Source organism: Rhodococcus sp. PD04 (genome assembly GCF_035918275.1).
GTDB lineage: Bacteria > Actinomycetota > Actinomycetes > Mycobacteriales > Mycobacteriaceae > Rhodococcus > Rhodococcus rhodochrous.
Genome location: NZ_CP142143.1, coordinates 446,725 through 469,348, shown reverse-complemented (window position 1 = coordinate 469,348; position 22,624 = coordinate 446,725). Strand labels below are relative to the sequence as shown.

Annotated in this window: 26 protein-coding genes; 9 read left to right on the top strand and 17 right to left on the bottom strand. The window is 69.4% G+C overall.

Annotated features, from left to right (window positions below):
• Window positions 1-242: 242 nt before the first annotated feature.
• Genes U9J23_RS02165 through ssd form a run of 7 tightly spaced genes read right to left on the bottom strand, consistent with a single transcriptional unit; the run spans window position 243 to window position 4,856 of the window.
• Complete coding sequence (locus U9J23_RS02165) at window positions 243-599, bottom strand: Rv3654c family TadE-like protein (protein WP_059383081.1); 357 nt, start codon at window positions 597-599, stop codon at window positions 243-245.
• Window positions 596-961, bottom strand: a complete 366-nt coding sequence (locus U9J23_RS02160; protein WP_059383198.1) for a TadE family type IV pilus minor pilin — start codon at window positions 959-961, stop codon at window positions 596-598. Before U9J23_RS02160 ends, U9J23_RS02165 begins: the two co-directional genes overlap by 4 nt.
• 18 nt (window positions 962-979) lie before the next feature.
• Complete coding sequence (locus U9J23_RS02155; protein WP_059383082.1) at window positions 980-1,198, bottom strand: DUF4244 domain-containing protein; 219 nt, start codon at window positions 1,196-1,198, stop codon at window positions 980-982.
• Between the two features lie 46 nt (window positions 1,199-1,244).
• Window positions 1,245-1,820, bottom strand: coding sequence for a type II secretion system F family protein (locus U9J23_RS02150; RefSeq protein WP_326601129.1), 576 nt, complete (start codon window positions 1,818-1,820; stop codon window positions 1,245-1,247).
• The gene (locus U9J23_RS02145) at window positions 1,817-2,620 is read right to left on the bottom strand and encodes a type II secretion system F family protein (protein WP_059383083.1); all 804 of its coding nucleotides are present in this window, start codon (window positions 2,618-2,620) and stop codon (window positions 1,817-1,819) included. The genes U9J23_RS02150 and U9J23_RS02145 overlap by 4 nt, the downstream gene beginning before the upstream one ends.
• A complete protein-coding gene (locus U9J23_RS02140) occupies window positions 2,617-3,789 on the bottom strand; it encodes a TadA family conjugal transfer-associated ATPase (RefSeq protein ID WP_059383084.1) in 1,173 nt (390 codons plus the stop codon). The genes U9J23_RS02145 and U9J23_RS02140 overlap by 4 nt, the downstream gene beginning before the upstream one ends.
• A complete protein-coding gene (gene ssd / locus U9J23_RS02135) occupies window positions 3,786-4,856 on the bottom strand; it encodes a septum site-determining protein Ssd (RefSeq protein ID WP_085469829.1) in 1,071 nt (356 codons plus the stop codon). The genes U9J23_RS02140 and ssd overlap by 4 nt, the downstream gene beginning before the upstream one ends.
• Before the next feature lie 344 nt (window positions 4,857-5,200).
• Between ssd and U9J23_RS02130 the strand changes: the two genes are divergently transcribed.
• Window positions 5,201-6,055 (top strand): HAD family hydrolase, encoded by an 855-nt coding sequence (locus tag U9J23_RS02130; protein ID WP_370670857.1) that lies wholly within the window; start codon window positions 5,201-5,203, stop codon window positions 6,053-6,055.
• A gap of 450 nt (window positions 6,056-6,505) precedes the next feature.
• On the opposite strand, the gene U9J23_RS02125 is transcribed toward U9J23_RS02130, so the two are convergent.
• Window positions 6,506-7,255: a hypothetical protein gene (locus U9J23_RS02125; RefSeq protein ID WP_059383201.1), complete on the bottom strand. Its 750-nt coding sequence runs from the start codon at window positions 7,253-7,255 to the stop codon at window positions 6,506-6,508.
• Between the two features lie 198 nt (window positions 7,256-7,453).
• Here U9J23_RS02125 and acs point away from each other — a divergent pair, with 198 nt between their 5' ends.
• A complete protein-coding gene (acs, locus tag U9J23_RS02120; protein WP_059383086.1) occupies window positions 7,454-9,385 on the top strand; it encodes an acetate--CoA ligase in 1,932 nt (643 codons plus the stop codon).
• Between the two features lie 60 nt (window positions 9,386-9,445).
• Here the strand turns inward: acs and U9J23_RS02115 are convergent, their stop codons facing one another.
• A complete protein-coding gene (locus U9J23_RS02115) occupies window positions 9,446-10,816 on the bottom strand; it encodes an MFS transporter (RefSeq protein WP_059383087.1) in 1,371 nt (456 codons plus the stop codon).
• Window positions 10,817-11,017: 201 nt separating this feature from the next.
• On the opposite strand from U9J23_RS02115, the gene nhaA reads away from it, so the two are divergent.
• Genes nhaA through U9J23_RS02100 form a run of 3 tightly spaced genes read left to right on the top strand, consistent with a single transcriptional unit; the run spans window position 11,018 to window position 13,711 of the window.
• Window positions 11,018-12,244 (top strand): Na+/H+ antiporter NhaA, encoded by a 1,227-nt coding sequence (gene nhaA, locus U9J23_RS02110; RefSeq protein WP_059383202.1) that lies wholly within the window; start codon window positions 11,018-11,020, stop codon window positions 12,242-12,244.
• Window positions 12,244-12,759 carry a phage holin family protein gene (locus U9J23_RS02105; RefSeq protein ID WP_016693234.1) on the top strand — a complete coding sequence of 172 codons (516 nt, stop codon included), beginning with the start codon at window positions 12,244-12,246 and terminating at the stop codon, window positions 12,757-12,759. Before nhaA ends, U9J23_RS02105 begins: the two co-directional genes overlap by 1 nt.
• A 16-nt stretch (window positions 12,760-12,775) precedes the next feature.
• Window positions 12,776-13,711, top strand: coding sequence for an alpha/beta fold hydrolase (locus U9J23_RS02100; RefSeq protein WP_059383203.1), 936 nt, complete (start codon window positions 12,776-12,778; stop codon window positions 13,709-13,711).
• A 27-nt stretch (window positions 13,712-13,738) separates the two neighbouring features.
• Here the strand turns inward: U9J23_RS02100 and U9J23_RS02095 are convergent, their stop codons facing one another.
• Genes U9J23_RS02095 through nth form a run of 4 tightly spaced genes read right to left on the bottom strand, consistent with a single transcriptional unit; the run spans window position 13,739 to window position 17,088 of the window.
• Window positions 13,739-14,926, bottom strand: coding sequence for a MarP family serine protease (locus tag U9J23_RS02095; protein ID WP_059383088.1), 1,188 nt, complete (start codon window positions 14,924-14,926; stop codon window positions 13,739-13,741).
• Window positions 14,923-15,621 (bottom strand): NUDIX hydrolase, encoded by a 699-nt coding sequence (locus U9J23_RS02090; protein WP_059383089.1) that lies wholly within the window; start codon window positions 15,619-15,621, stop codon window positions 14,923-14,925. Before U9J23_RS02090 ends, U9J23_RS02095 begins: the two co-directional genes overlap by 4 nt.
• A complete protein-coding gene (locus U9J23_RS02085) occupies window positions 15,618-16,289 on the bottom strand; it encodes a TlpA family protein disulfide reductase (RefSeq protein WP_326601120.1) in 672 nt (223 codons plus the stop codon). The genes U9J23_RS02090 and U9J23_RS02085 overlap by 4 nt, the downstream gene beginning before the upstream one ends.
• A 4-nt stretch (window positions 16,290-16,293) precedes the next feature.
• Window positions 16,294-17,088 carry an endonuclease III gene (gene nth, locus U9J23_RS02080; protein ID WP_059383091.1) on the bottom strand — a complete coding sequence of 265 codons (795 nt, stop codon included), beginning with the start codon at window positions 17,086-17,088 and terminating at the stop codon, window positions 16,294-16,296.
• Between the two features lie 72 nt (window positions 17,089-17,160).
• On the opposite strand from nth, the gene U9J23_RS02075 reads away from it, so the two are divergent.
• Both U9J23_RS02075 and U9J23_RS02070 read left to right on the top strand, forming a co-directional pair.
• Window positions 17,161-17,433, top strand: a complete 273-nt coding sequence (locus U9J23_RS02075) for a hypothetical protein (RefSeq protein ID WP_064059882.1) — start codon at window positions 17,161-17,163, stop codon at window positions 17,431-17,433.
• A 191-nt stretch (window positions 17,434-17,624) separates the two neighbouring features.
• A complete protein-coding gene (locus U9J23_RS02070; protein WP_006552426.1) occupies window positions 17,625-18,299 on the top strand; it encodes a Crp/Fnr family transcriptional regulator in 675 nt (224 codons plus the stop codon).
• 103 nt (window positions 18,300-18,402) lie between these two features.
• On the opposite strand, the gene U9J23_RS02065 is transcribed toward U9J23_RS02070, so the two are convergent.
• Genes U9J23_RS02065 through U9J23_RS02055 form a run of 3 tightly spaced genes read right to left on the bottom strand, consistent with a single transcriptional unit; the run spans window position 18,403 to window position 19,882 of the window.
• Entirely contained in the window at window positions 18,403-19,191 is a 789-nt protein-coding gene (locus U9J23_RS02065) for an MBL fold metallo-hydrolase (RefSeq protein ID WP_085469830.1), read from the bottom strand.
• A gap of 58 nt (window positions 19,192-19,249) precedes the next feature.
• The gene (locus tag U9J23_RS02060; RefSeq protein ID WP_059383094.1) at window positions 19,250-19,714 is read right to left on the bottom strand and encodes a RidA family protein; all 465 of its coding nucleotides are present in this window, start codon (window positions 19,712-19,714) and stop codon (window positions 19,250-19,252) included.
• A gap of 3 nt (window positions 19,715-19,717) precedes the next feature.
• A complete protein-coding gene (locus tag U9J23_RS02055) occupies window positions 19,718-19,882 on the bottom strand; it encodes a DUF4177 domain-containing protein (protein ID WP_006552429.1) in 165 nt (54 codons plus the stop codon).
• A gap of 50 nt (window positions 19,883-19,932) precedes the next feature.
• On the opposite strand from U9J23_RS02055, the gene U9J23_RS02050 reads away from it, so the two are divergent.
• On the top strand, window positions 19,933-20,949 hold the full coding sequence (locus U9J23_RS02050; RefSeq protein WP_370684068.1) for an ArsA family ATPase: 1,017 nt from the start codon (window positions 19,933-19,935) through the stop codon (window positions 20,947-20,949).
• Entirely contained in the window at window positions 20,946-22,076 is a 1,131-nt protein-coding gene (locus tag U9J23_RS02045; RefSeq protein ID WP_085469832.1) for an ArsA family ATPase, read from the top strand. The genes U9J23_RS02050 and U9J23_RS02045 overlap by 4 nt, the downstream gene beginning before the upstream one ends.
• Window positions 22,077-22,125: 49 nt before the next feature.
• Here the strand turns inward: U9J23_RS02045 and U9J23_RS02040 are convergent, their stop codons facing one another.
• On the bottom strand, window positions 22,126-22,449 hold the full coding sequence (locus U9J23_RS02040; RefSeq protein WP_006552432.1) for a WhiB family transcriptional regulator: 324 nt from the start codon (window positions 22,447-22,449) through the stop codon (window positions 22,126-22,128).
• Window positions 22,450-22,624 lie beyond the last annotated feature (175 nt).

Sequence of the window (22,624 nt, the reverse complement as noted above, 5' to 3'; positions counted from 1 at the left end):
GGACCACACGTCGCCTGCCGGATACGTCGATGTGAAAGGGTTCCGACGACGGAACCGACCCTCATACGCGCACTACATCCGCTCCCGCACCCTTACCGCCGCCCGACCGGGAACCGGAATTGCTTCGTCCACCACCACTGTGTCCACAGTCGTCTATGACGACCGTCACACATAATAAGCACAGGTAAGCGACGAGCGCGAATCCCCTGGATACGGCCGTGAGCGACCCCTCGGCGGCCTCATCAGGCAGGACCGGCTCGCGCGACGGCCGTCGCCTCCTTCCCACCGAAGAGGGCCGACACCGCAGTGGAGACCTCGACGACCGCATCCCACTCGTCGATCTCGCAGCGCCGCAAACGTACTCGCATCCGCATGGTGATCGGCTCACTCGCCTCGCATGCCCGCACGATCCCGCGGTCCAGCGCCGAGGCGACCGCCACCGCCGCCAGGTCGGCCGCCGCCTGCGCACGATGACGTGCGGCGACGACCGACCCGACGTGCAGCAGCGCGGCCGTGATCGCGATGAGACCGGCCATCACGGCGCAACCGATCACGCTCGCGCTCCCGTCGTCGCCGAGCAGGTGCGGACCCGGCCTCATCGCGTTCCTTCCGGTTCGCGCACCGCCACCGCCTCGGCCGTCAGAGTCAGCAGTGGGAGTAGTGGGCCGTCCGCGGTCACGACCGCCACGATCAGATCTCCCTCCTCGCGTACCGTCACGCGTGCGTCCGGAGGTGCGACGCGCATGGCCACCTCGACCGCCCGCGCCTGGTCTCCCCGCGCGGTGAGGCGGGCGGCTTCACGCGCGGCGTCGTGACACCTCACCTGGTACGCGATGCCCAGCACCGCGCCGATGCACAGCACGAGTGCCGTCACCAGGCTTGCGACGGCGAGAGCCGCCTCGACGGTGACTCCTCCTTCGTCCTCACGAACGAAGGCGCGTAACCATCGTCGTCCGAGCATCTTTCGCATGCCTCGGTGTCACACCGCCGTGTTCAGGGCACGCTCGACGATGCCCGTCAGCGCGGACACGATCGAGTCGCCGGTCACCACCGTGTACAGCACCGCCCCGAAGGCCGCCGCCGCGATGGTCCCGATCGCATATTCCGCCGTCGACATGCCGTCGTCCTGCACGACGAACCCACCGAGACGACCACGCAGACCACGTGCGAGCTCTGCGGCCGGTGTTCGTTTCCCCATCTTCCGTCCCTCCCATCCGTGCGGCGCGGACCGTCCGCGCCGACGCTCACATCAGCCCCGCACCCAGGACGTCCCGCGCCAGGCCGACGACGACCGGCACGATGCCCAGGCACACGAAGGCAGGCAGAAAGCACAGACCGAGCGGCCCGCTCACGAGCACTCCGGCCCGATCGATCTCGGCGGCCACCCGGTCCTCCGTCTCGGCGCGATGCCGGACCGCCAGTTCGGCGACGGTGTCCGACAGGGGCGCACCCGATTTCGCGGATCTCCTTGCCGCGCGGGCGAAGTCGTCCAGAGCATCGACCGCTCCCGAACCTTCCCATGCCTCGGCCGGGTCTGCTCCGAGCGCCAATCTGTCGGCGCCTCTCCGCAGCTCCGCTGCGAGGTCGGGTGGGGCGGACTCCGCGACGACCCGTGCCGCAGAGCCGGCGGGCATCCCTGCGCGCAGGCACGCCGCAAAGAGGTCGAAGGCAGCGGGAACCGCGTGCGGGTCGGTCTCGGATGGGGGTGTATCCGGTTCGGAAGTGATAGATCTCGTGGAGGAAACACGGCTCGTTCCGCGAGGCATCGGAGCGACGACGAGCGAGGCCGCTCCCAGGAACACCGCCCACGTCGCGCTCATGTGCCCACCCGCGCCGCGATCCGGTCCGTCCACAGCAGACCCGCACACGCCAGCGCCGTGCCGACCACGAGCATGACGCCACCGAGACCACCGGCGAGAAGAATCGCGAGCGGAGCGGCACCCATGAGCTGACCGAGACCCACCCCGAGCACCGGCAGTCCCGCCAGGACCGTCGCCGTGGCCCGGGCGCCGGCGAGCCCGGCCTCCGTGCGGGCGCGGATCCGCATACGTGCGGCCAGGTCGACCCGCGCGGCCCCGAGCAGTTCGGCGAGAGCGAGACCGTGACGGTCGGAGACCGCCCACGCATCGGCGACACGCCCCAGACTGTCGGCGACGCCACCACCGTCCGGAGATGCTGCGGCCGAACGTAAGCCGTGCGCTGCCGACCCACCGAGTCGTGCCCGGGCCGCAGCGACCCGGAATGCACCGGCGACGGGTCCGGCCGTCTCCCGGGCCGCCGTCTCGCACGCGTCGGCGGGATGCGTCCCGACCCGCAGGTCGGCGATCACGGTGTCGAGCCCCGACAGCAACATCCGCCGTTGCCGATCGAGCTCCGCAGCACGACGACGCGATCGACGCCGCCCCACCGCGGTCGATGCGACGATTGCGCCGGCCACGGCCGGCGTGATCCCCACCCACACCACGACCGTCACGAGCACGACGATCACCACCCCGAGGACGAGGACGCGCGGTATCGGGGGCAGCGCCGCGTCGGGCACGCCGCGGCGCAGTCGGCGACGGGCGGAGGGCGAGGGCAGGACGAACAGCGCCGCCACCAGGCACAGGATCGGCGCGCTCACGGCATTTCCCGTCGCTGCAGGATCCGCTCGAGGATGTCCGTACCGTGCTCGTCGCCCCTCTCGTGGGTCCATGCGGGGGTGACGACGACGCCCGCGACGGGGTCCCGCTCGACCACGCCGATCCCCACGAGACGTCGCACTCCGTCGGTACTGCGGTGGACGTGCAGAACGACCTGCACCGCTGCGACGAGCTGGCTGTGCAGCGCCGCCCGGTCGAGACCGCCGAGTGCGGCGAGGGCCTCGAGTCGCGCGGGCACCTCGTCGGGCGAATTGGCGTGCACGGTCCCGGCACCACCGTCGTGCCCCGTGTTCAACGCGGTCAGGAGATCGACGACCTCGGCGCCTCTCACCTCACCGATGACGATGCGGTCCGGGCGCATCCGTAGTGCCTGGCGCACGAGATCGCGGACGGTGACCTCGCCGACGCCCTCCACGTTGGGTGCCCGTGCCACGAGGCGCACCACGTGCGGGTGGGCCGGGACCAGTTCGGCGGCGTCCTCGACGCAGACGATGCGTTCGGTCGGATCCACCGCGCCGAGCAGCGCCGCGAGCATCGTCGTCTTCCCCGCACCCGTGCCGCCGACGACGAGGAAGGCCAGGCGCGCGCGGACGATGCGGAGCAGCAACCGGTAGGCGGCCTCCGAGACCGCACCGCGGTCCCGCAGCGCTTCGAGTCCCTGGGTCGCGGGTCGCAACACTCGCAGCGACAGGCACGTCCCGGCCTGCGCGACCGGGGAGAGCACCGCGTGCAGCCGGACACCGAACTCACCGTGCCCGGGCAGTCTGCCGTCGACCCACATCTGGGCGTCGTCGAGTCGACGCCCGGCGAACAGTGCCAGTCGCTGCGCGAGTCGTCGGACCGCTGCCTCATCGGGGAAGGTGACCCTGGTCAGGTGCAGCCCGTTGCCGCGATCCACCCACACGCGGTCGGGCGCGGTGACGAGCACGTCGGTCACCGCCGGGTCCGCCAGCAGATCCTCGAGCGGTCCCGCACCGGTCAGTTCGGTCTGCAGATGCCGCAGTGCCGCAAGCAGATCGGAGTCTCCGAGCACCCCACCGGATTCCGCGCGCAGGGCCGCGGCGACGCGTGCCGGGGTGAGCTCACCGGTCTCGTCGGCCAGCCGGTCTCGGACCCGCGCGAGGAGGTCGTCCCCGAGGGTCCCGGTCATGCCGCGCGTCCCGGGCCCACGCGGTCGGTCCCGACGGCCACCAGCACGTCGTGTGCCGCCCCGAGCAACGGCGAGCGCGGCCGCAGGCGCAGGCCGCCGCGTTCGAGCATCTCGGTCAGGCCCGGTTCGGGACGCATCGAGGTGAGCACGTCCAGGCCCACCGCGTCGGCCACGTCGACGGCTCGCAGTCCGCCCGGTGCAGGTCCGCGGACGACGACTCCGGCGGGCTCACCCCGCGCCGCGAGCGTGCGGGCGATCCGGGCAGCGGAGAGCACCGCACCGATCCGGGCCGGTACGACGACGACGGTGAGGTCGGCCAGCGCGATCACCGCGTCGGCGACCGGGTCGAAGCTGCGCCCCACATCGCAGACGACGGTTGCTCCCGCTCCGCGTACCCCTTCGACGACCGATTCTGCGGCGACCGCGGTGAGCCGGTCGATGTTCTCGCGGTCGGTGGACAGGACGCCCACCCCGGATGCCCATGCGGGCACGGCGTCGCGCAGGGCACGCGCGGAGACCCGTCCTCCGTCGACGGTGAGACCGGACCACCGCACTCCGGGACGTTCCTCGAGACCGGTCAGGACGTCGAGTCCCGCGCCGAACGGATCGGCGTCGACGAGCAGGGTGTCGCGGCGTTCGTCGTGTCCCGCGGCCCAGGCCAGCGCGGCGGCGAAGGTCGACGCGCCCGCTCCCCCGCATCCCCCGACGACCGCGAGGACGGTGCCGGTACCGGTGGAGGGTTCGTCGGCGGCCGCGACGATCGAGAGCAGTTCCACCTCCTCGGACGGGAGGGCGAGGACGTGTTCGGCGCCGACGATCGTGGCCGCCTGCCAGTCCGCCAGGCCGGCCGTCCCGCTGCACACGAGGATCACACCGGGGCGGCGGGGACAATCGGTCGCGCACGCCGCTGCGGCGGACGCGTCGAGGACGACGATCCGCGCGTCGGTCCACGCCCTGCGGGGCACCGGCACGGTCATCTCGTGCAGCGTGCGGTCGGCCGCCGCGACCACGCGACGGAGGTCGGCGACCAGCGCGGGATCGTCGACCAGTCCGAGGATGTCGTTCATGCCCGACAGGCTGCCCCGCCGCGGGGTCGTGAACGTCGCGGAAACGGCCTCGGAAGCCCCACCTGTGGATGGATCGGGGGCCTGTGGACAACCCTGCCGGCCGCCCCCTTGCCGGACCTGCGCGCAGGTCGACGAGTGTAGAAGACAGTACGAAAACGTGTGGGGAAGGCCCTCAGACAAAGCGACAGCCCTCGCCAGGGGGGAGGAGGCGAGGGCCGTCTGCGTTCAGCCCCGGGGGGTCGGGCTGAACACAACCCGAGTATCGACCCGGGCATTCGCGATAGTACACCGTTAGGCGTGACTGCTTGCAACTTCAAACACCGGCCCGGCGCGCCCCTATTGTGGTGATCGTGACCGATACGTCCGTGGACCCGTCCCGACCGGCCCCGTCGACGGGGGGCTCACCGGACTCGGCCCGCATCGCAGCGTTCTTCGATCTCGACAAGACCGTCATCGCCAAGTCGAGCGTGCTGGCGTTCACCCGACCGTTCTTCGAGGAGGGTCTCCTCAGCCGTCGGGCCGTGTTGCAGAGCACCTACGCCCAGCTCCTCTACCTGGTGTCGGCGGCCGATCAGGCCCGGGTGGACCGGATGCGCGAGCACATCGCGCACATGTGCAAGGGATGGGACGTCGAGCAGGTCGGATCGGTCGTCGAGAAAACCCTGCAGGACGTCGTGACACCGCTCGTCTACGCGGAGGCGAAGGACCTGATCGCCGATCACCGGGCCCGTGGTCACGACGTGATCATCGTGTCCGCGTCGGGCCAGGAAGTGGTGACTCCGATCGCCCGGACACTCGGTGCCTCCCACAGCACGGGGAGCCGGATGCGGATCGTCGACGGCCGCTACGCCGGCGAGCTCGAGTTCTACTGCTTCGGGGAGGCGAAGGCGGTCGCGATCCGCGAACTCGCCGAGCAGTACGGCTACGACCTCTCCCGCAGCTACGCGTACTCCGATTCGGCCACCGACCTGCCGATGTTGCTGGAGGTCGGCAATCCGCGCGCGGTCAACCCCGACCGCCCACTGCGCCGGGCGGCAAACGAAAACGGTTGGCCTGTTCTCACTTTCGCCCGTCCCGTGCCGCTCGGACGTCGCGCCCGTCCGTCGCCGCGCGCCCTGGCGACGCTCGCTGCCATCCTCGGGGCGACCGCACTGATACTGGGTGCCACCCGCCGGCTGGCCGAACGCCGGATGCGTTGACACTCAGGGTCACTCGCCGGGAGATCGAAAGCGAAGCATTGCCGCGGGGGGGCTTGCCGACATCTCGCGGACGGGGTAGAAAGGAGTTACGGAAGGACGGAAGGCCAAGACCGAATCGGAAGAGAAGATTCGATCTCCCGACTGTTCTTCCCAGCACGGACACCGAGTACCCACGCGAAGCCGATGCCACTATAAGGGCACAAGTGTTGTGGGCCTGCGAGTTCCGGATTTTCGAAGACGAGTACCCCGCACCCGTTGCGAGGACGAATCGACGATACCCGGATCATCGCCGAGGCCGTTGAATCACAACCCATTTCAGCACGCATGGTAACTCGGACCGCCCGTGCTAGCGGGTGGCGGAATCGATCTCGATCGATATGCCACCCGCTTTCGCGTGCAGGGGATTTCGCGTACAGGCCGCGGTTCGGCCGGCGAAGCCCCGCCCGGCACTCAGCCGGCGAACGCCTCGGCGATCGAGCCGGCCTCACGAGCTCCGGCCTCGAGCGACCCGCAGCAGAAGAGCACCCAGCCGCCGACGCCCTCCACGGTCCCCGCCCCGAATCCGGCGACCCCGTCGCGGTAGGCCTGCAACCGGCGCATCCAGTGGACCTCCGGTACGCCCAGATTGCGCGTGTCGAGTCCGGACGCGACGCACACGAGCCGGGACGCGGCCCGCGCCACGATGCCGTCGGCGACACCGAAGGGTTTCAGGACGGACAGTTCGCCGTGCACGACCGCCGCAAGAACGGGCGCCGGGGCGTTCGTTCCCCCGGTGACGAGTTGCGCGAGCCCGTCGAGACGCTCGGCGACCCCCGGCTCCGTCCGCGGACGACCCAGTTCCTCGGCGTCCTCCACGAGATCCGCAGCAGCGAGCAGGTGCAGGCGGGCGAGCGCCTGGAGCGGGGCACGTCGCCACGTCGCGACCATGTTGCCGAGCGCGTCGCCGTCGAGCGACTGCGCGACCCGCAGCGCTCCGGCCAGGATCGGGTCGCCGCTCTCCCCCGGCTGCGGAAGTTCCGTCGATCCGCCGTCGATCGACGCGGAGGCGCGGGCGGCCCGCACCGATGCCTCCGCGGCGGTGTTCGCCCAACCACGCCGATTGGTTCGATGACGATGCACCTCCGCGAGCGCGTCGCGGGCACGGTCGGCGGCGTCGCGTACGCCCGGAAGGTCGACGAGAGGCTGAAGAGGGTCGGTCACGTCGACGACGGTACCGGCGCGGATGCGGTGGACGGACGAGAGGTTCACCGGTCGTGCCCGAATGCCGTTCGTCGCGCGAATTCGACCGATGAGCGAAAGTGACGGGGTTGCATATCGATGCAACGGTGCGGCGCCGGTCACAGATGATTACGCTCACAAGAGCCCGAATGGAACCATCCCGGAAAGAGGCCCCGCACCATGACGAGCGCAGCCCAGGAGCACGAATCGAAGGCGTACCCGCCGAGCCCGGAGTTCACCGCCACGGCCAACGCCGGTCCGGAACTGCAGGCCGCGGCCGACGCCGATCGGCTCGGATTCTGGGACGAGCAGGCGAAACGGCTCGACTGGGCGGAGCCCTGGACGGAAGTGCTCGACTGGTCGAACGCTCCCTTCGCGAAGTGGTTCGTCGGCGGCAAGCTCAACGTCGCCTACAACTGCGTCGACCGGCACGTCGAGGCCGGTAACGGTGATCGGGTCGCCATCCACTTCGAGGGCGAGCCCGGCGACAGCCGGTCGCTGACCTACAACGACCTCCTCGCCGAGGTCTCCCGCGCCGCGAACACCTTCACCGAACTCGGTCTGGTCGCGGGCGATCGCGTCGCGATCTACATGCCGATGATCCCCGAGGCCGTCGTGACCATGCTCGCGTGCGCGCGTCTCGGCCTGACCCACTCGGTGGTGTTCGGCGGCTTCTCGTCGTCGGCGCTGCGGTCGCGCATCGACGACGCGCAGGCCAAGCTGCTCGTCACGGTCGACGGTCAGTGGCGTCGCGGCCAGGCCGCGCCGCTCAAGGCAGCCGCCGACGAGGCCGTCGCCGGCGCGGAGTCGATCGAGCACGTGCTGGTCGTCGCGCGCACCGGCATCGACGTGGAGTGGACCGACGGCCGCGACCTGTGGTGGCACGAGACCGTCGAGAAGGCGTCGCCGGAGCACGAGGCGCAGCCGTTCGACTCCGAGCATCCGCTGTTCATCCTGTACACCTCGGGCACCACGGGTAAGCCCAAGGGCATCATCCACACCTCGGGTGGCTACCTGACGCAGGCGTCGTACACCCACCACTACGTCTTCGACCACAAGCCGGGCAAGGACGTCTACTGGTGCACCGCCGACATCGGCTGGGTCACCGGCCACAGCTACATCGTCTACGGCCCGCTGAGCAACGGTGTCACCCAGGTCGTCTACGAGGGCACCCCCAATTCACCGAACGAGCACCGGCACTTCGAGATCATCGAGAAGTACGGGGTGTCGATCTACTACACCGCTCCGACGCTGATCCGCACGTTCATGAAGTGGGGTCGCGAGATCCCCGACGCCCACGACCTGTCGTCGATCCGTCTGCTCGGCAGCGTCGGCGAGCCGATCAACCCGGAGGCGTGGCGCTGGTACCGCGAGGTCATCGGCGCGGATTCGGCCCCGATCGTCGACACCTGGTGGCAGACCGAGACCGGCGCGATCATGATCTCGCCGCTGCCCGGCATCACGGCCACCAAGCCCGGCTCGGCGATGGCGCCGCTACCCGGCATCTCCGCGAAGATCGTCGACGACGAGGCCCAGCCGCTCGGCCCGGGCGGTAACGGGTACCTGGTGCTCGATCAGCCGTGGCCGGCGATGCTGCGCGGCATCTGGGGCGACGAGCAGCGTTACCGCGAGACCTACTGGTCGCGCTACGAGGATCAGGGTTGGTACTTCGCCGGCGACGGTGCGCGCTACGACGACGACGGAGCGCTGTGGGTGCTCGGCCGCGTCGACGACGTCATGAACGTCTCCGGTCACCGCATCTCCACCTCGGAGGTCGAGTCGGCGCTCGTGTCGCATCCGTCCGTCGCCGAGGCCGCGGTCGTCGGTGCCGCGGACGAGACCACCGGTCAGGGCATCGTCGCGTTCGTGATCCTGCGCGAGCACGTCGAGAACACCGGCGACACGCTCATCAAGGAGCTGCGCGATCACGTCGCGGTGGAGATCTCCCCGATCGCCAAGCCGCGCCAGATCACCGTGGTGCCGGAGCTGCCGAAGACCCGGTCGGGCAAGATCATGCGCCGCCTGCTGCGCGACGTCGCCGAGGGTCGCGAGCTCGGCGACACCTCGACGCTCGTCGATCCGGCCGTCTTCGACGCGATCCGCGGCAAGTAGCCGAACGACGAAGGCCCCTTCCGGATCGGATCCGGAAGGGGCCTTTCGCGGTCGGTGCGATTACACCTCGTCGAGCGACCGGTCGCGCGTCTCCTTGACGATGAGCAGCGCGACGAAGGTCGTCGCCGCGGCGACGAGCAGGTAGATGCCCACCCAGCCGACGCCGTAGCTCGTGGCGAGCCAGGTCGCGATGAACGGGGCGACGGCGGCACCGAGGATGCTCGAGACGTTGTAGGAGATCCCGGAGCCGGTGTAGCGGACGTTCGTCGGGAACAGCTCGGGCAGGATCGCGCTCTGCGGTCCGAAGGTCAGACCCATGAGCAGCATGCCGACGATGAGGAAGAACAACATCCGTCCGGAGCTCATGCCGTCGCTCGACAGCAGGAGCTGGAAGCACAGACCGAACACCATGATCGCGCCCGTGACGACGAGCAGGGTGGAGCGACGGCCGTAGCGGTCGGCGAGCCATCCGGCGAGGGGCACGGCCGCGGCGAAGAACAGCACCGCGACCAGCTGCAGCACGAGGAAGTCCGAGTACTGGAAACCGGCGCCGTGGCCGCCCTCGGCGGGGGTCTTGCCCGTTCCGAAGCTCAGGACCCAGGTGGTCATGATGTAGAAGAGCGTGTACGTCGCGAGCATGACGAAGGTGCCGATGATCAGCTGGCGCCAGCTGGTCTTGAACACCTCGGCGAGAGGCGTCTTGACCTTCTTGCCCTCGGCGACCGCCTTGGCGAAGACCGGCGTCTCCTCGAGCTTGAGCCGCACGTACAGGCCGATGATCACCATGATGGCGCTGAGCAGGAACGGGATGCGCCAGCCCCACTCGAGGAAGGCGCTCGACAGGTCGGGCTCACCGTTGTCGTGCCCGAGTGCCAGCGTGATGATCAGGAACAGGCCGTTCGCGCCGATGAAGCCGATGGGGGCGCCGAGCTGCGGCCACATGGCCGCCCACGCGCGCTTACCGGGTTCGGCGGTCTCGGTGGCGAGCAGCGCCGCACCCGACCACTCCCCGCCGAGACCCAGACCCTGGCAGAAGCGCATGAGCGCCAGCAACGCCGGTGCGATGAGCCCGGCCTGGTGGTAGGTCGGCAGCAGACCGATGAGGAAGGTCGCGATGCCCATCGTCAGGAGCGAGCCGACGAGGGTGACCTTGCGGCCGATGCGGTCGCCGAAATGTCCGAAGACGACGGACCCGACCGGGCGGGCGACGAAGGCGATGCCGAACGTCGCGAGGGAGGCGAGCAGCGCGGTCGTGCTGTTGCCCTGCGGGAAGAACAGGTGCGGGAAGACCGAGACGGCGGCTGTCGCATAGATGTAGAAGTCGTAGAACTCGATGGACGTGCCGACCATGCTGGCGACGACGATGCGCCGGCGCGGAACGCCTGCGACGAGCGAGGAACCGCCGTCCTCCACTCCGACCGATGTGCTCACTGAACCATCCCCACTACTCCACTCACATTCTGAGACCAGATCCCACTTACTAGGAAAAGTGAACACCCGAGTTTCCGCTCATCGCAAATCGGACACTCCTACGGACGCCCCCCGTCCGGCGTTAGACTCTTCCCCGGTGTGCCGGGAAGTCTGGTCGGCGACGGTTCGCCCGTGCCCGTATCCGCCCAGCGAAAGACGCCCGTGTCCGACACCTCCTCACCCACCTGGACCGCCCCTCTGGGTCGCTTCCTCCGCACCGAGACGGTCGGCGGTTCACTGCTGCTCATCGCCGCAGCGATAGCGCTGATCTGGGTCAACTCCCCCTTCGGCGACTCCTATCTCGCTCTGCGGGACTTCGAGATCGGCCCGGAGTCCCTGCACCTGCACCTCTCGGTGGGCGACTGGGCCAAGGACGGCCTGCTCGCGGTCTTCTTCTTCGTCGCGGGCCTCGAACTCAAGCGTGAGCTCGTCACTGGCGAACTCGCCGATCGCAGGAAGGCGATCCTGCCCGTGATCGCCGCATGCGGCGGCGTGATCCTTCCTGCCGTCATCGCAGCCGTCGTCGGCTGGGGTGCGCCGGGAATGGACCGGGGTTGGGCGATCCCCGTCGCGACCGACATCGCCTTCGCTCTCGGCGTGCTCGCCCTCACCGGTTCGCGCATCCCCACCAGCGCCCGGGTGTTCCTGTTGAGCCTGGCGGTCGTCGACGACCTCATCGGCATCGCGCTCATCGCGATCCTGTTCACCTCGGGACTCGCCGTCGCGTGGCTGCTCGCCACAGTGGCCGCAGCGGCGGCGTACTGGTTCGCGCAGCAGAAGCGCATCACCACGCCGTGGTTGTACGTGCCGCTCGCGCTGTTCACCTGGTACGCCATGCACAACGCAGGCATCCACGCGACCGTCGCCGGGGTCCTCCTCGGCCTGCTCACCCGTGTCCGCACCGATCCCGGGGAGGACTACGCACCCGCCGAGCGGCTGGTCCACCACATCCAGCCGTGGTCCGCCGGTCTGTGCGTCCCGCTGTTCGCCCTGTTCGCATCCGGTGTGCCCATCGGTGCGGAGATGCTCGGCCAGGTGTTCACCGATCCTGTCGGCCAGTCCGTCGTCCTCGGACTGCTCCTCGGCAAGACCGTCGGGATCTTCGGCGCCACCTGGATCTCGATCCGGCTCGGTCTCGCCACCCGCCCGACCGGGCTGATGTGGGGAGACGTGTTCGCACTCGCCGTGATCGGCGGCATCGGGTTCACGGTGAGCCTGCTCATCGCCGAACTCTCGCTCGGTGACATCCACGGTGGCGAGCCCGCCGAGATCGCCAAGGCCGCCGTGCTGGTGACATCATTGATCGCCTCTGTCCTCGGGTCGGCGCTACTGTTACGGCGTGGGCGCGCCCACCGCCAACGGAACGAACCAACCGAAGGGGTCGAGTAGTGAGCGTGACGAACGCGAATCGTCCGGAGAACGGAGTCCCGTCGAGCATTTCGGGCATCCCGTTGACGAAGGTGGACGCTCCGACACCCCGCGATGCCAGTGTGGGCGAACTGGTACGCGACGCAGCGACACAGCTGTCCACCCTGTTCCGCGCCGAAGTCCAGCTCGCCAAGGCCGAGGTGACCGGTGAGGTCAAGAAGGGCGTGCAGGGCAGCCTGTTCTTCATCCTCGCGCTCGCCGTGCTGACCTTCAGTTCGTTCTTCTTCTTCTTCTTTCTCGCCGAACTCCTCGATGTCTGGGTGGCGCGCTGGCTCGCCTTCCTCATCGTCTTCCTGATCATGCTGGTGGTGACGGGCCTGCTGGCCCTGATCGGCTATATGCGGGTCCGTAAGCTGCGCGCACCCAACAAGACCATCGACTCGCTCAAGCAGACCGCGTCGATCCTCCCGAGCAGCCAGGACGGACACGATGCGGACGGCCCGCGCCACGCCGCGCCGCGTCACGCCACCCGCTGACGAACCGGAACCGCCAGTGCCCGTCCCCGACCCGTCCACGGTCCGGTATCCCGGACCGTGGACGCATCGAGACATCCACGCCAACGGCATCCGCTTCCATGCCGTCGAGGCCGGTCCGCACGACCCGGACACACCGCTCGTGGTGTTCGTGCACGGCTTCGCCGACCTGTGGTGGTCGTGGCGTCACCAGCTCACCGCCTTCGCCGATCTCGGCTACCGGGCGGTCGCGGTGGACCTGCGCGGTTACGGCGACACGGACAAGCCGCCGCGCGGATACGACGGCTGGACGCTCTCGAACGACATCGCGGGACTGATCCGCGCGCTCGGGCACACCGATGCGGTCCTCGTGGGCCACGCCGACGGGGGTCTCGTGTGCTGGGCGACCGCGGTGCTCCATCCGCATGTCGTGCGGGCGATCGCGGTCGTCGACTCCCCGCACCCCATCTCGCTGCGCGACGCGACCCTGCGCGACCGCGCGCAACGCAAGGCTCTGCTGCCGATCTTCCTCGCCTACCAGCTGCCGTGGCGTCCCGAACGCAAGCTGGTTCGCGACCACGGCCTGGAGATCGAACGGCTGATGCGTGTGCGGTGCGGCCCGGACTGGCGACGCACCGACGAGTTCGCCGACGTCGTCGACCGGCTACGCACCGCGATCCGCATCCCGGGCACGGCGCACCTGACCCTCGAATACCAGCGCTGGGCGTTCCGCAGCCAGTGGCGTCCCGACGGTCGCCGCTTCATGAAGACCATGGACGTCGAGCTCACCCTGCCGATCCTGCAGCTGCACGGCGCGCTGGATCCCTACGTGCTCGCCGCGACCCTCCGACGCTGCGTGCGGCACGCCCCCGGACGAATCCTGAAATTCGTCGACGGGGCCGGCCACTACGCCCATCAGGAGAAGCCCGAAGCGGTGACGGCACTGCTCGCCGACTTCGTCCGCGGACTCGACTGATCTGCCCGTCCGCCGGACGGGCAGACGTCAGACGATGCAGGCGCCGGTCGCGACCGGCTGATTCACTCCGGCCATCTCCAGCTGCCGGCTCACCTCTGCACCGGTGAGAACGAAACCGGTGTCGGTGTCGTCGACCGCCGCGCCGAAGACCATGCCGAGGACATCGCCGGACGGATCGACCAGCGGGCCCCCCGAGTTGCCCTGCCGGATCGTGCCGCGCACCGTGTACACCTCGCGTTCGACGGTGCCGCCGCGGTAGATGTCCGGGCCCTGCAGGTCGAGCGTCTCGCGGATCCGCGCCGCGCTCGCCGTGTACGGGCCGCCGCCCGGGTAGCCGAGCACGATCGCGTCGTCACCCGACTCCGCCGGCTCCGAGGCGAAGCCCAGCGGCTGCGCGGTCAGTCCCGGCACCGCGAGGATCGCGACGTCCACCTCCGGATCGAAAAGCACGACGGTCGCTTCGAGCGGGCCGCTCTCCGTATCGACGGTCACCGCCGCGGTACCGGCCACGACGTGCGCGTTCGTCATCACCCGTTCGGGGGCCACGACGAAACCGGATCCTTCGAGCGCCTTCTGGCAGCTGGGCGCGACGCCGTTGATGCGCAGCACGCTCGTCTGCAGCCGGGCCGGGACCGATCCTTCGAGGAGACCACCGTCGGGTGCCTCCACCTCGGCGATCGGGGTGCGCCCGAACGGCCCGATCACCTCGGGCAGACCCGAGGTGTCGAGCAGCGCCGAGAACTCGTTGGGGATCGCGCGCATCCAGTCGGGGGCGACGTCGTCGACGGTCCCGAGCACCTGGGATCCCCGCACGGCCGCGGAGACGGCGGGCTGGGTCGTGGCGGTCAGCGGGATGGCGAGCAGCCACGCGGCGACGAGCACCGCCACCGACTGCAGACCGGCACCGACGACGCTGTCCACCGCCCGCGCGCCCGGACTGTGGATGCCGCTGCGCGCGGCACGTCCGAGCACCATGCCGGCCACCTCGCCGATCACCACCAGCACCACGATCAGTGCGATCCCGGCGAGGATGCGCATGCGTGCGTCGTCGATGTGCACGAGCACGTGCGGGGCGATGAGGATGCCCGCGACCGCACCGAGCAGCACACCCAGGAAGGCCAGCGCCGAGGCGACGGCTCCCTGCCGGAGTCCGGAGGACGCGGCGATCAGGACGATCACCACGATGATCAGATCGATCCAGCCCGATCCGGTCATGATTCGACCACCCCCGTCTCCAGTTCGGCGAGTACGACGTCGAGGTCACGGACATCGTGGTGATCCCACTCGATCTCCCACCCCGACACCGCGAACAGACCCGCGAGCACACCCGCGGTGAAACCCCAGACCAACATCCCGTCCACCTGGAATGCCGGGCCCTGATAACCCAGCCGGTGCCGGACCTGGAAACGGTTGTCGGGGTCGAGCAGCTCGTGCAGCGACACCCGGACCACGCGGGTCGCCTCCTGCGGGTCGACCACGCCGACGGGGCTCGGGGTCTCCCAGTAGGCGACCACGGGGGTCACGTCGAAGCCGGAAGGCGGGATGAACAGTTCGGGGAGTACGGCGAGCGGCCGGATCCCGGACGGATCCAGGCCGGTCTCCTCCTCCGCTTCACGCAGTGCGGTGTGGATGGCGCCGTAGTCCTCGGGATCGGCGGCGCCTCCGGGAAAGGCCACCTGCCCGCTGTGCTGCCGCAGCGTCGCGGCGCGCTGGGTGAGCAGGACGTCGGCGTCGGCGGGAAGTCCGCCGCGGGCGATCGGATCGGCCTCCGACGACCCGCCGAACAGCACCAGCACCGAGGCCTGCCGCACCCGCGCGTCGCGCGGCGCGCGACGGTTCAGGATCGGGTTGAGACCGTGCGGGTCGGTCGGCGACACCGAGGCGACACGCCGGAGCCATTCGGGGATCATGCCGCCACCCCCAGATGCTCCTCGACGACCGAAGCGACCTCGTCGGCCGACCGGAACGGGATCGGAAGCACGGCGGCGACCGATCCGTCGGCGCGGAGCAGCACCGTCACGGGAAGGACGGCGGGCGCGCCGACCGCGGCCTGCACGCGACCCGAGCCGTCCTGCACACCCGGCAGATGCACGTCGTAGTCGGCGAGCCGGCCGAGGGCGTTCGACTCGTTCGGGTCGGTGTGGACGGTGACGACGGTGACCTCCTCGCCTACCCGGGCGGCGTAGTCCTGGAGGACCGGCAGTTCCTCGGCGCAGGGAGCGCACCACCAGGCCCACAGGTTCACCACGGCGGGCTTTCCGGCGAGGGCGGCCGCGAGGTCGACGGAGGAACCGTCGCCCACGCACTCGAAGACCAGCCCGGCGAGCGGACCGGTGGGAGCGGGCGAGGACGCGCCCGGTTGCGGGCACGGATCCAGCGCGGCGGTCTCGCGCAGCGGGGCGAGGGCCTGCGCGTCGTCCTGGGGTCGGCGGTCCACGGGTGCGGCCGAGGAAGTGGCCGGTCCCGAACCGGTGGCCGGTGGAGGGTCGCTGCGGTCGCGCGGCCAGATCGCGACGATCAACGCGATGACGACGACGAGGGCTGCCAGGCTCCAGCGGCCTGCTGTGAAAGGACGCACTCCGTCACCGCCCGGCCAGCTCGAGCAGGTGCTCGGTCTCCGGTCCCTTCACCAGCGCGGCCGCGGTCTGCGGATCGGTGGGCCCGGTCCCGTAGGAGGGGCAGTCCTTCGCGAGGACACACACCCCGCATGCCGGCTTGCGTGCGTGGCACACGCGCCGACCGTGGAAGATCACGCGATGGGACAGCAGTGTCCACTCCTTGCGCTCGATGAGCGCACCCACCGCGTGCTCGATCTTGACCGGATCGGTCTCGTCGGTCCATTCCCAACGACGCACGAGCCGCTGGAAGTGGGTGTCGACCGTGATACCCGGCACATCGAAGGCGTTGCCGAGGATGACGTTGGCGGTCTTGCGGCCGATGCCGGGCAGCGCGACGAGATCCTTCAGCCGGGCCGGGACCTCGCCGTCGTGCCGCTCGAGCAGGGCCTGGCCGAGACCGATGAGCGAGTTGGCCTTGTTGCGGTAGAAGCCGGTCGAGCGGATGTACTCCTCGAGCTCGGCGCGGTCCGCCTCCGCGTACGCGCGGGCGTCGGGATACCGGGCGAACAGAGCGGGGGTCACCTGGTTGACCCGCACATCCGTGCACTGCGCCGACAGGATCGTGGCGACGGCGAGCTCGAGCGGATTCGTGAAGTCCAGTTCGCAGTAGACGTGCGGAAAAGCCTCGGCGAGGCGCCGGTTCATCCGTCGCGCGCGACGGACGAGGGCCAGTCGCGACTCCGGTCCGCGAGCCTTTCCGTTCACTCGGCGCGGGGCCGTCTCGGGGCTCTCGGACTGGGAGGCATGCACCTGATCCACTCTACGTAAACACTCTCCCCAGGATCCGGCCCCGTGTCTCTTCCGAGATCTTTCCGGTGTTTACTTCCGGGTATGCAAGCTCTTGCTGTCGTCCTCTTCCCGGTGCTGCTCATGTTGTTCGCACTGTCCATGGAACGTGTCGAAGCGCGCTTGAGCCGGTTGTCCGTCCGTGAGCAGGAAGTGGAAGAGTTCCTCGACAAAGCGGACCAGGCCGATGTCGCGGCACTCGCTCGTGAAGGTTTCCCCGGGGCCCTGGCCCGCTTCCAGCGTCGCCGCCGCCGCGGACCGAGCACCAACGGAGCGGACGATTCGGACGGCCATCTGCGCGCGCGCCGCGCCAGCTGAACGACTACTTGCCGGTAGCCTCGAGGTACCGATGATCGGGTTCGTCGATCGTTTCCGTGGTATCGGTCACTCACTCGTGCAGCGCGCACGATAGACTGGGCGCTCGTACGCCTGACAGGTGACCTGCCCGGGAAGTCCGTCGACGTGCAGACCCGGCAGTAGATGACGAATCATTCCCAAAAGGAGCGCACGTGGACGAGGTCCTGGCCAGAGCAGGCATCTTCCAAGGAGTCGAGCCCTCGGCGGTTGCGGCGCTGATCAAAGAGCTTCAGCCTGTAGATTTCCCGCGCGGCCATGTCATCTTCAACGAGGGTGAGCCCGGCGACCGGCTGTACATCATCGTTTCCGGCAAGGTGAAGCTCGGACGTCGTTCGCCCGACGGCCGCGAGAACCTCCTGACGATCATGGGCCCGTCCGACATGTTCGGCGAGCTGTCGATCTTCGATCCGGGTCCGCGCACCTCCACCGCCACCACCGTCACCGAGGTGCGTGCCGTGAGCATGGACCGCGATGCGCTCAAGGCGTGGATCGACCAGCGCCCCGAGATCGCCGAGCAGCTCCTCCGCGTGCTGGCCCGTCGTCTGCGTCGCACCAACAACAGCCTCGCCGACCTGATCTTCACCGACGTCCCCGGTCGTGTCGCCAAGGCGCTGCTCCAGCTCGCCCAGCGTTTCGGCACCCAGGAGGCCGGCGCCCTGCGTGTCACGCACGACCTGACACAGGAAGAGATCGCGCAGCTCGTCGGCGCGTCCCGCGAGACCGTGAACAAGGCCCTGGCCGACTTCGCGCACCGCGGCTGGCTGCGTCTCGAGGGCAAGAGCGTGCTGATCTCCGACTCGGAGCGTCTGGCGCGTCGCGCTCGCTGACCCACGGACATACGAAAGGCCGGGACGCTCGCTGCGTCCCGGCCTTTCGCATGTGCGTATCCCGGCCGTAGCTGCTTCGACCCAGCCGTCTGGCTGCTTCGACTCAACCGTGGCTGCGCAGGTACTCCAACTGCACGTTGACGGACTTCTCCGCCGCACCCCACAACGAGGGGTCGACGTCGGCGTAGACGTGCTCGACGACCTGCCGTGCGGAGGCTTCGGCGCCGAGGGTGCGCAGCGCACCGCGCACCTGCTCGAGCCGGCCCTCCCGGTGCGCGAGGTACTCCCGCGCGATCGTCTCGAGGTCGGGCAGCTCGGGGCCGTGCCCGGGCAGCACCGTGTAGCCACCGCCGAGGCCGATGAGCGACCTCAACGACCGCAGGTAGTCGCCGAGGTCGCCGTCGGAGTCGTCGAGGACGGTCGTGCCGCGGCCGAGGATGGTGTCGGCGGTGAGCACACTGCGGTCCTGCTCGATCACGAACGACAGCGAATCGGCGGTGTGCCCCGGGGTCGCGACGACCCGGATGCGCAGACCCGCTGCCTCGACGACGTCGCCGTCGGACAGTTGCTGCCCACCGCCGTGGCGGTGTTCCGGCAGCACTGCGTGCACCGGGCATTCCGCGAGCTGCGAGAAACGCTCCGCACCCTCGGTGTGGTCGAAGTGGCGGTGACTGATGAGGGTCGCCGCCACCGGCACCTGCGCGATCCGTTCGAGATGCCCTTCGTCCAGGGGACCCGGATCGACCACGACGCACTCGTCGCTGCCGGGGGCCCGGAGGATCCAGGTGTTCGTTCCCTCGAGGGACATGATCGAGGGGTTCTCGGCCAGGATCACCGCGGCGTTCTCGGTGACCTGGCGCAGCTGCGCGTAGGCGGGGTGGACCAGCGCCATCACATGTGCCTCTCGTGTCGGGTCCGTCGGGAGCCGCCCTCGGTCGGGGAGGGCGGCGTCAGCGTACTTCCACCATCAACTCGACCTCGACGGGAGCGCCGAGGGGCAGTTCGGCGACGCCGACGGCCGAACGGGCGTGCGCGCCGACCTCACCGAAGATCTCCCCGAGCAGTTCCGACGCGCCGTTGATGACGCCGGGCTGTCCGGTGAAGCCCTCGGCGGACGCCACGAAGCCCACGACCTTCACGACGCTCGCGATGTTGTCGAGTCCGACGAGATCGTCGACGGCGGCGAGCGCGTTGAGCGCGGCGGTGCGGGCCGCGGTCTTCGCCTCCTCCGCCGACACCTCGGCGCCCACCTTGCCGGTGTGCGTCAGCTTCCCGTCGACCAGCGGCAGCTGACCGGAGGTGTAGACGACGTCGCCGTTGCGGACGGCCGGCACGTAGGCCGCCACCGGGGCGGCGACCGGCGGCAGGGTGATGCCGAGTTCGGTCAGGCGTTCGCTCCAGGTGTTGTGCGACACGGATCAGCCCTTCGGACGCTTGAGGTAGGCGACGTGCTGCTCACCGGTGGGGCCGGGCAGGACGGTGACGAGCTCCCAACCGTCGGCACCCCACTGGTCGAGGATCTGCTTGGTCGCGTGCGTGAGCAGCGGCACGGTTGCGTATTCCCATGTGGTGGTTTCACTCATGTCCTGACCCTATCCGGCACCGTTCACCGTCCACGACTTATAGGCTCGTGATCGTGGCATCTCCGACATCACATTCCGGCGAATGGCCGGCAGGCGCCGCCCAGGCGCGACTGCACTTCGTGTCCGGCAAGGGTGGCACCGGGAAGTCCACCGTGGCCGCGGCGCTCGCGCTGGCGCTCGCCGCCGGAGGTCGCAAGGTCCTGCTCGTCGAGACCGAGGGACGTCAGGGCATCGCGCAACTGTTCGACGTGCCGCCGCTCCCGCCGGTCGAGACGAAGATCGCGACCGCGCCGGGTGGCGGTGAGGTGTCGGCTCTCGCGATCGACATCGAGGCGGCCTTCCTCGAATACCTCGACATGTTCTACAACCTCGGATTCGCAGGTCGCGCGATGCGACGGATGGGAGCGATCGAGTTCGTGACCACGCTCGCGCCGGGTCTGCGCGACGTCATCCTCACCGGCAAGATCAAGGAGACCGTGGTGCGGACCGACGCGTCGGGCGCACCCGTCTACGACGCGGTCGTCGTCGACTCCCCGCCCACCGGCCGCATCGGCAGCTTCCTCGACGTCACCAAGGCCATGGCCGATCTCGCCAAATCCGGTCCGATCCGGTCGCAGAGCGAGGGCGTGGTCCGGCTGCTGCACTCCGACCAGACCGTGGTCCATCTGGTGACCCTGCTCGAGGCTCTGCCCGTGCAGGAGACGGCCGACGCGGTGGAGGAACTCGAGGCCGCCGATCTCCGGATGGGGACGGTCATCGTCAACCGCACCGCTCCCGAGCACCTGCCCGAGGAACTCGTCGACGACGTCGCCGCCGGCCGCATCGCCGGGCCCGCGATCCGGACGACGCTGGAGAGGGTGTCCATCAGGCTCTCCGACGACGATTTCGCCGGCCTGCTGACCGAGACCATCGAGCACGCCGCGGTACTCCAGGCGCAGCAGGTGAGCGCCGCTCAACTCGACGAAGTGAAGGTGGCACGCATGTCCCTACCGGCCCTCGCCGACGGTGTCGATCTCGGTGGCCTCTACGAACTCGCCGACGTCCTCGCCGAGCAGGGTGTCCGATGAGCGCACCGATCCGGAAGGTCCTCGACGTCGCCCGCATCCTGGACGACCGCTCGTCCCGGGTGATCGTGTGCTGCGGGTCGGGAGGTGTCGGCAAGACCACCACCGCCGCGGCGCTCGCGTTGCGCGCGGCCGAACGGGGCCGCAGCGTCGTGGTGCTCACGATCGACCCGGCGCGGCGACTGGCACAGGCCCTCGGGGTCGCCTCGCTCGACAATTCACCGCAGAAGGTGGAGCTCGGGCCGGAGGCGAAGGGCGAGCTGCACGCGATGATGCTCAACATGCGTCGCACCTTCGACGACATGGTGCTCGAGCACTCGACGCCGGAGAAGGCCCAGCAGATCCTCGACAACCCCTTCTATCAGACCGTGGCGTCGTCGTTCTCCGGCACGCAGGAGTACATGGCGATGGAGAAACTCGGTCAGCTCGCGCAGAGCGACGAGTGGGATCTCATCATCGTCGACACCCCGCCGTCCCGGAACGCACTCGACTTCCTCGACGCTCCGCAGCGGCTCGGGGCCTTCCTCGACGGCCGGATGATCCGGATCTTCACGGCACCCGGGCGTGGCTTCGGCCGCCTGGTGACGGGCGCGATGGGGCTCGCGCTCAAGGCGGTCTCGACGATCGTCGGTAGCCAGATGCTGTCGGACGCGTCGGCCTTCGTGCAGTCGCTGGACTCGATGTTCGGGGGCTTCCGCGAGCGCGCCAACCGCACCTACCGGTTGCTGCAGCAGCCCGGAACCCACTTCATGGTGGTCGCGGCACCCGAACCCGATGCCCTGCGCGAGGCGTCGTTCTTCGTCGAGCGACTGTCGGGCGATCGCATGCCGCTGTCGGGCCTGGTGCTCAACCGCACCCATCCGACACTGTCGGCGTTGCCGTCCGATCACGCCCTCGCCGCAGCGGACCAGCTCGCCGAGGAGGAGGGCGTGGACGCGAAGGCCGCTGAGGCCGTTCTCCGCATCCACGCGCACCGGGCCGTGATCGCCAAGCGGGAGCTGCGGTTGCTACGCAACTTCACCGCGGCGAACCCTGCCGTCCCCGTGGTCGGGGTGCCCTCGCTGCCCTTCGAGGTCTCGGATCTCGAGGCGCTGCGGGCGGTGGGCGAGCAATTGACCCGCGAGGCGTGATGTCTCGCGGGTCATGATCTCGGCGGTTCGTGTACCGGTGAGGTGGTGACTAGACCGCGCTCTGGTGCTGTCGCTGCGCCTGGAAGAAATCGGCCCAGGACTCGACCTCGGGATGCTGCTTGAGGAGAGCACGACGCTGCCGCTCCGTCATGCCTCCCCACACGCCGAACTCGACACGGTTGTCGAGGGCGTCCGCCCCGCACTCGAGCATCACCGGGCAGTGCCGGCAGATCACCGCAGCCTTGCGCTGCGCTGCGCCACGCACGAACAGTTCATCGGGATCGACTTCGCGGCAGCGAGCCTTGGAGACCCAAGCGATGCGCGCTTCGGCCTGGTCGACGTCGAGTCGGGTCGTCGGGGTGGTCATGTGCATTCAGTTGCCCCTTTACTTTCCGAACGCCGGTTCGCGGTGTTCGAGGTCTGCGCCGTCCGTGTGCCGCAACGGCGCAAAACCTGCCCGTCAAGGTGTTATCTGCGTCACACTGATGTCTCAATCTAGGTAAACTGATGCCCACGCGCAAGGCGAACGAAACCTTTTCTGGTACGCA

What these genes read in the sequence shown, in the direction of transcription:
- U9J23_RS02095 (WP_059383088.1), bottom strand. Translation starts at nt 14,926, where the DNA reads ATGACCGGATCGGGCTGGATCGATCTGATCATCGTGGTGATCGTCCTG.
- U9J23_RS02150 (WP_326601129.1), bottom strand. Translation starts at nt 1,820, where the DNA reads ATGAGCGCGACGTGGGCGGTGTTCCTGGGAGCGGCCTCGCTCGTCGTC.
- U9J23_RS02140 (WP_059383084.1), bottom strand. Translation starts at nt 3,789, where the DNA reads ATGACCGGGACCCTCGGGGACGACCTCCTCGCGCGGGTCCGAGACCGG.
- ssd (WP_085469829.1), bottom strand. Translation starts at nt 4,856, where the DNA reads ATGAACGACATCCTCGGACTGGTCGACGATCCCGCGCTGGTCGCCGAC.
- U9J23_RS02165 (WP_059383081.1), bottom strand. Translation starts at nt 599, where the DNA reads ATGAGGCCGGGTCCGCACCTGCTCGGCGACGACGGGAGCGCGAGCGTG.
- U9J23_RS02055 (WP_006552429.1), bottom strand. Translation starts at nt 19,882, where the DNA reads ATGAGTGAAACCACCACATGGGAATACGCAACCGTGCCGCTGCTCACG.
- U9J23_RS02090 (WP_059383089.1), bottom strand. Translation starts at nt 15,621, where the DNA reads ATGATCCCCGAATGGCTCCGGCGTGTCGCCTCGGTGTCGCCGACCGAC.
- U9J23_RS02040 (WP_006552432.1), bottom strand. Translation starts at nt 22,449, where the DNA reads ATGCACATGACCACCCCGACGACCCGACTCGACGTCGACCAGGCCGAA.
- U9J23_RS02045 (WP_085469832.1), top strand. Translation starts at nt 20,946, where the DNA reads ATGAGCGCACCGATCCGGAAGGTCCTCGACGTCGCCCGCATCCTGGAC.
- U9J23_RS02160 (WP_059383198.1), bottom strand. Translation starts at nt 961, where the DNA reads ATGCTCGGACGACGATGGTTACGCGCCTTCGTTCGTGAGGACGAAGGA.
- acs (WP_059383086.1), top strand. Translation starts at nt 7,454, where the DNA reads ATGACGAGCGCAGCCCAGGAGCACGAATCGAAGGCGTACCCGCCGAGC.
- U9J23_RS02075 (WP_064059882.1), top strand. Translation starts at nt 17,161, where the DNA reads ATGCAAGCTCTTGCTGTCGTCCTCTTCCCGGTGCTGCTCATGTTGTTC.
- U9J23_RS02155 (WP_059383082.1), bottom strand. Translation starts at nt 1,198, where the DNA reads ATGGGGAAACGAACACCGGCCGCAGAGCTCGCACGTGGTCTGCGTGGT.
- U9J23_RS02065 (WP_085469830.1), bottom strand. Translation starts at nt 19,191, where the DNA reads ATGGCGCTGGTCCACCCCGCCTACGCGCAGCTGCGCCAGGTCACCGAG.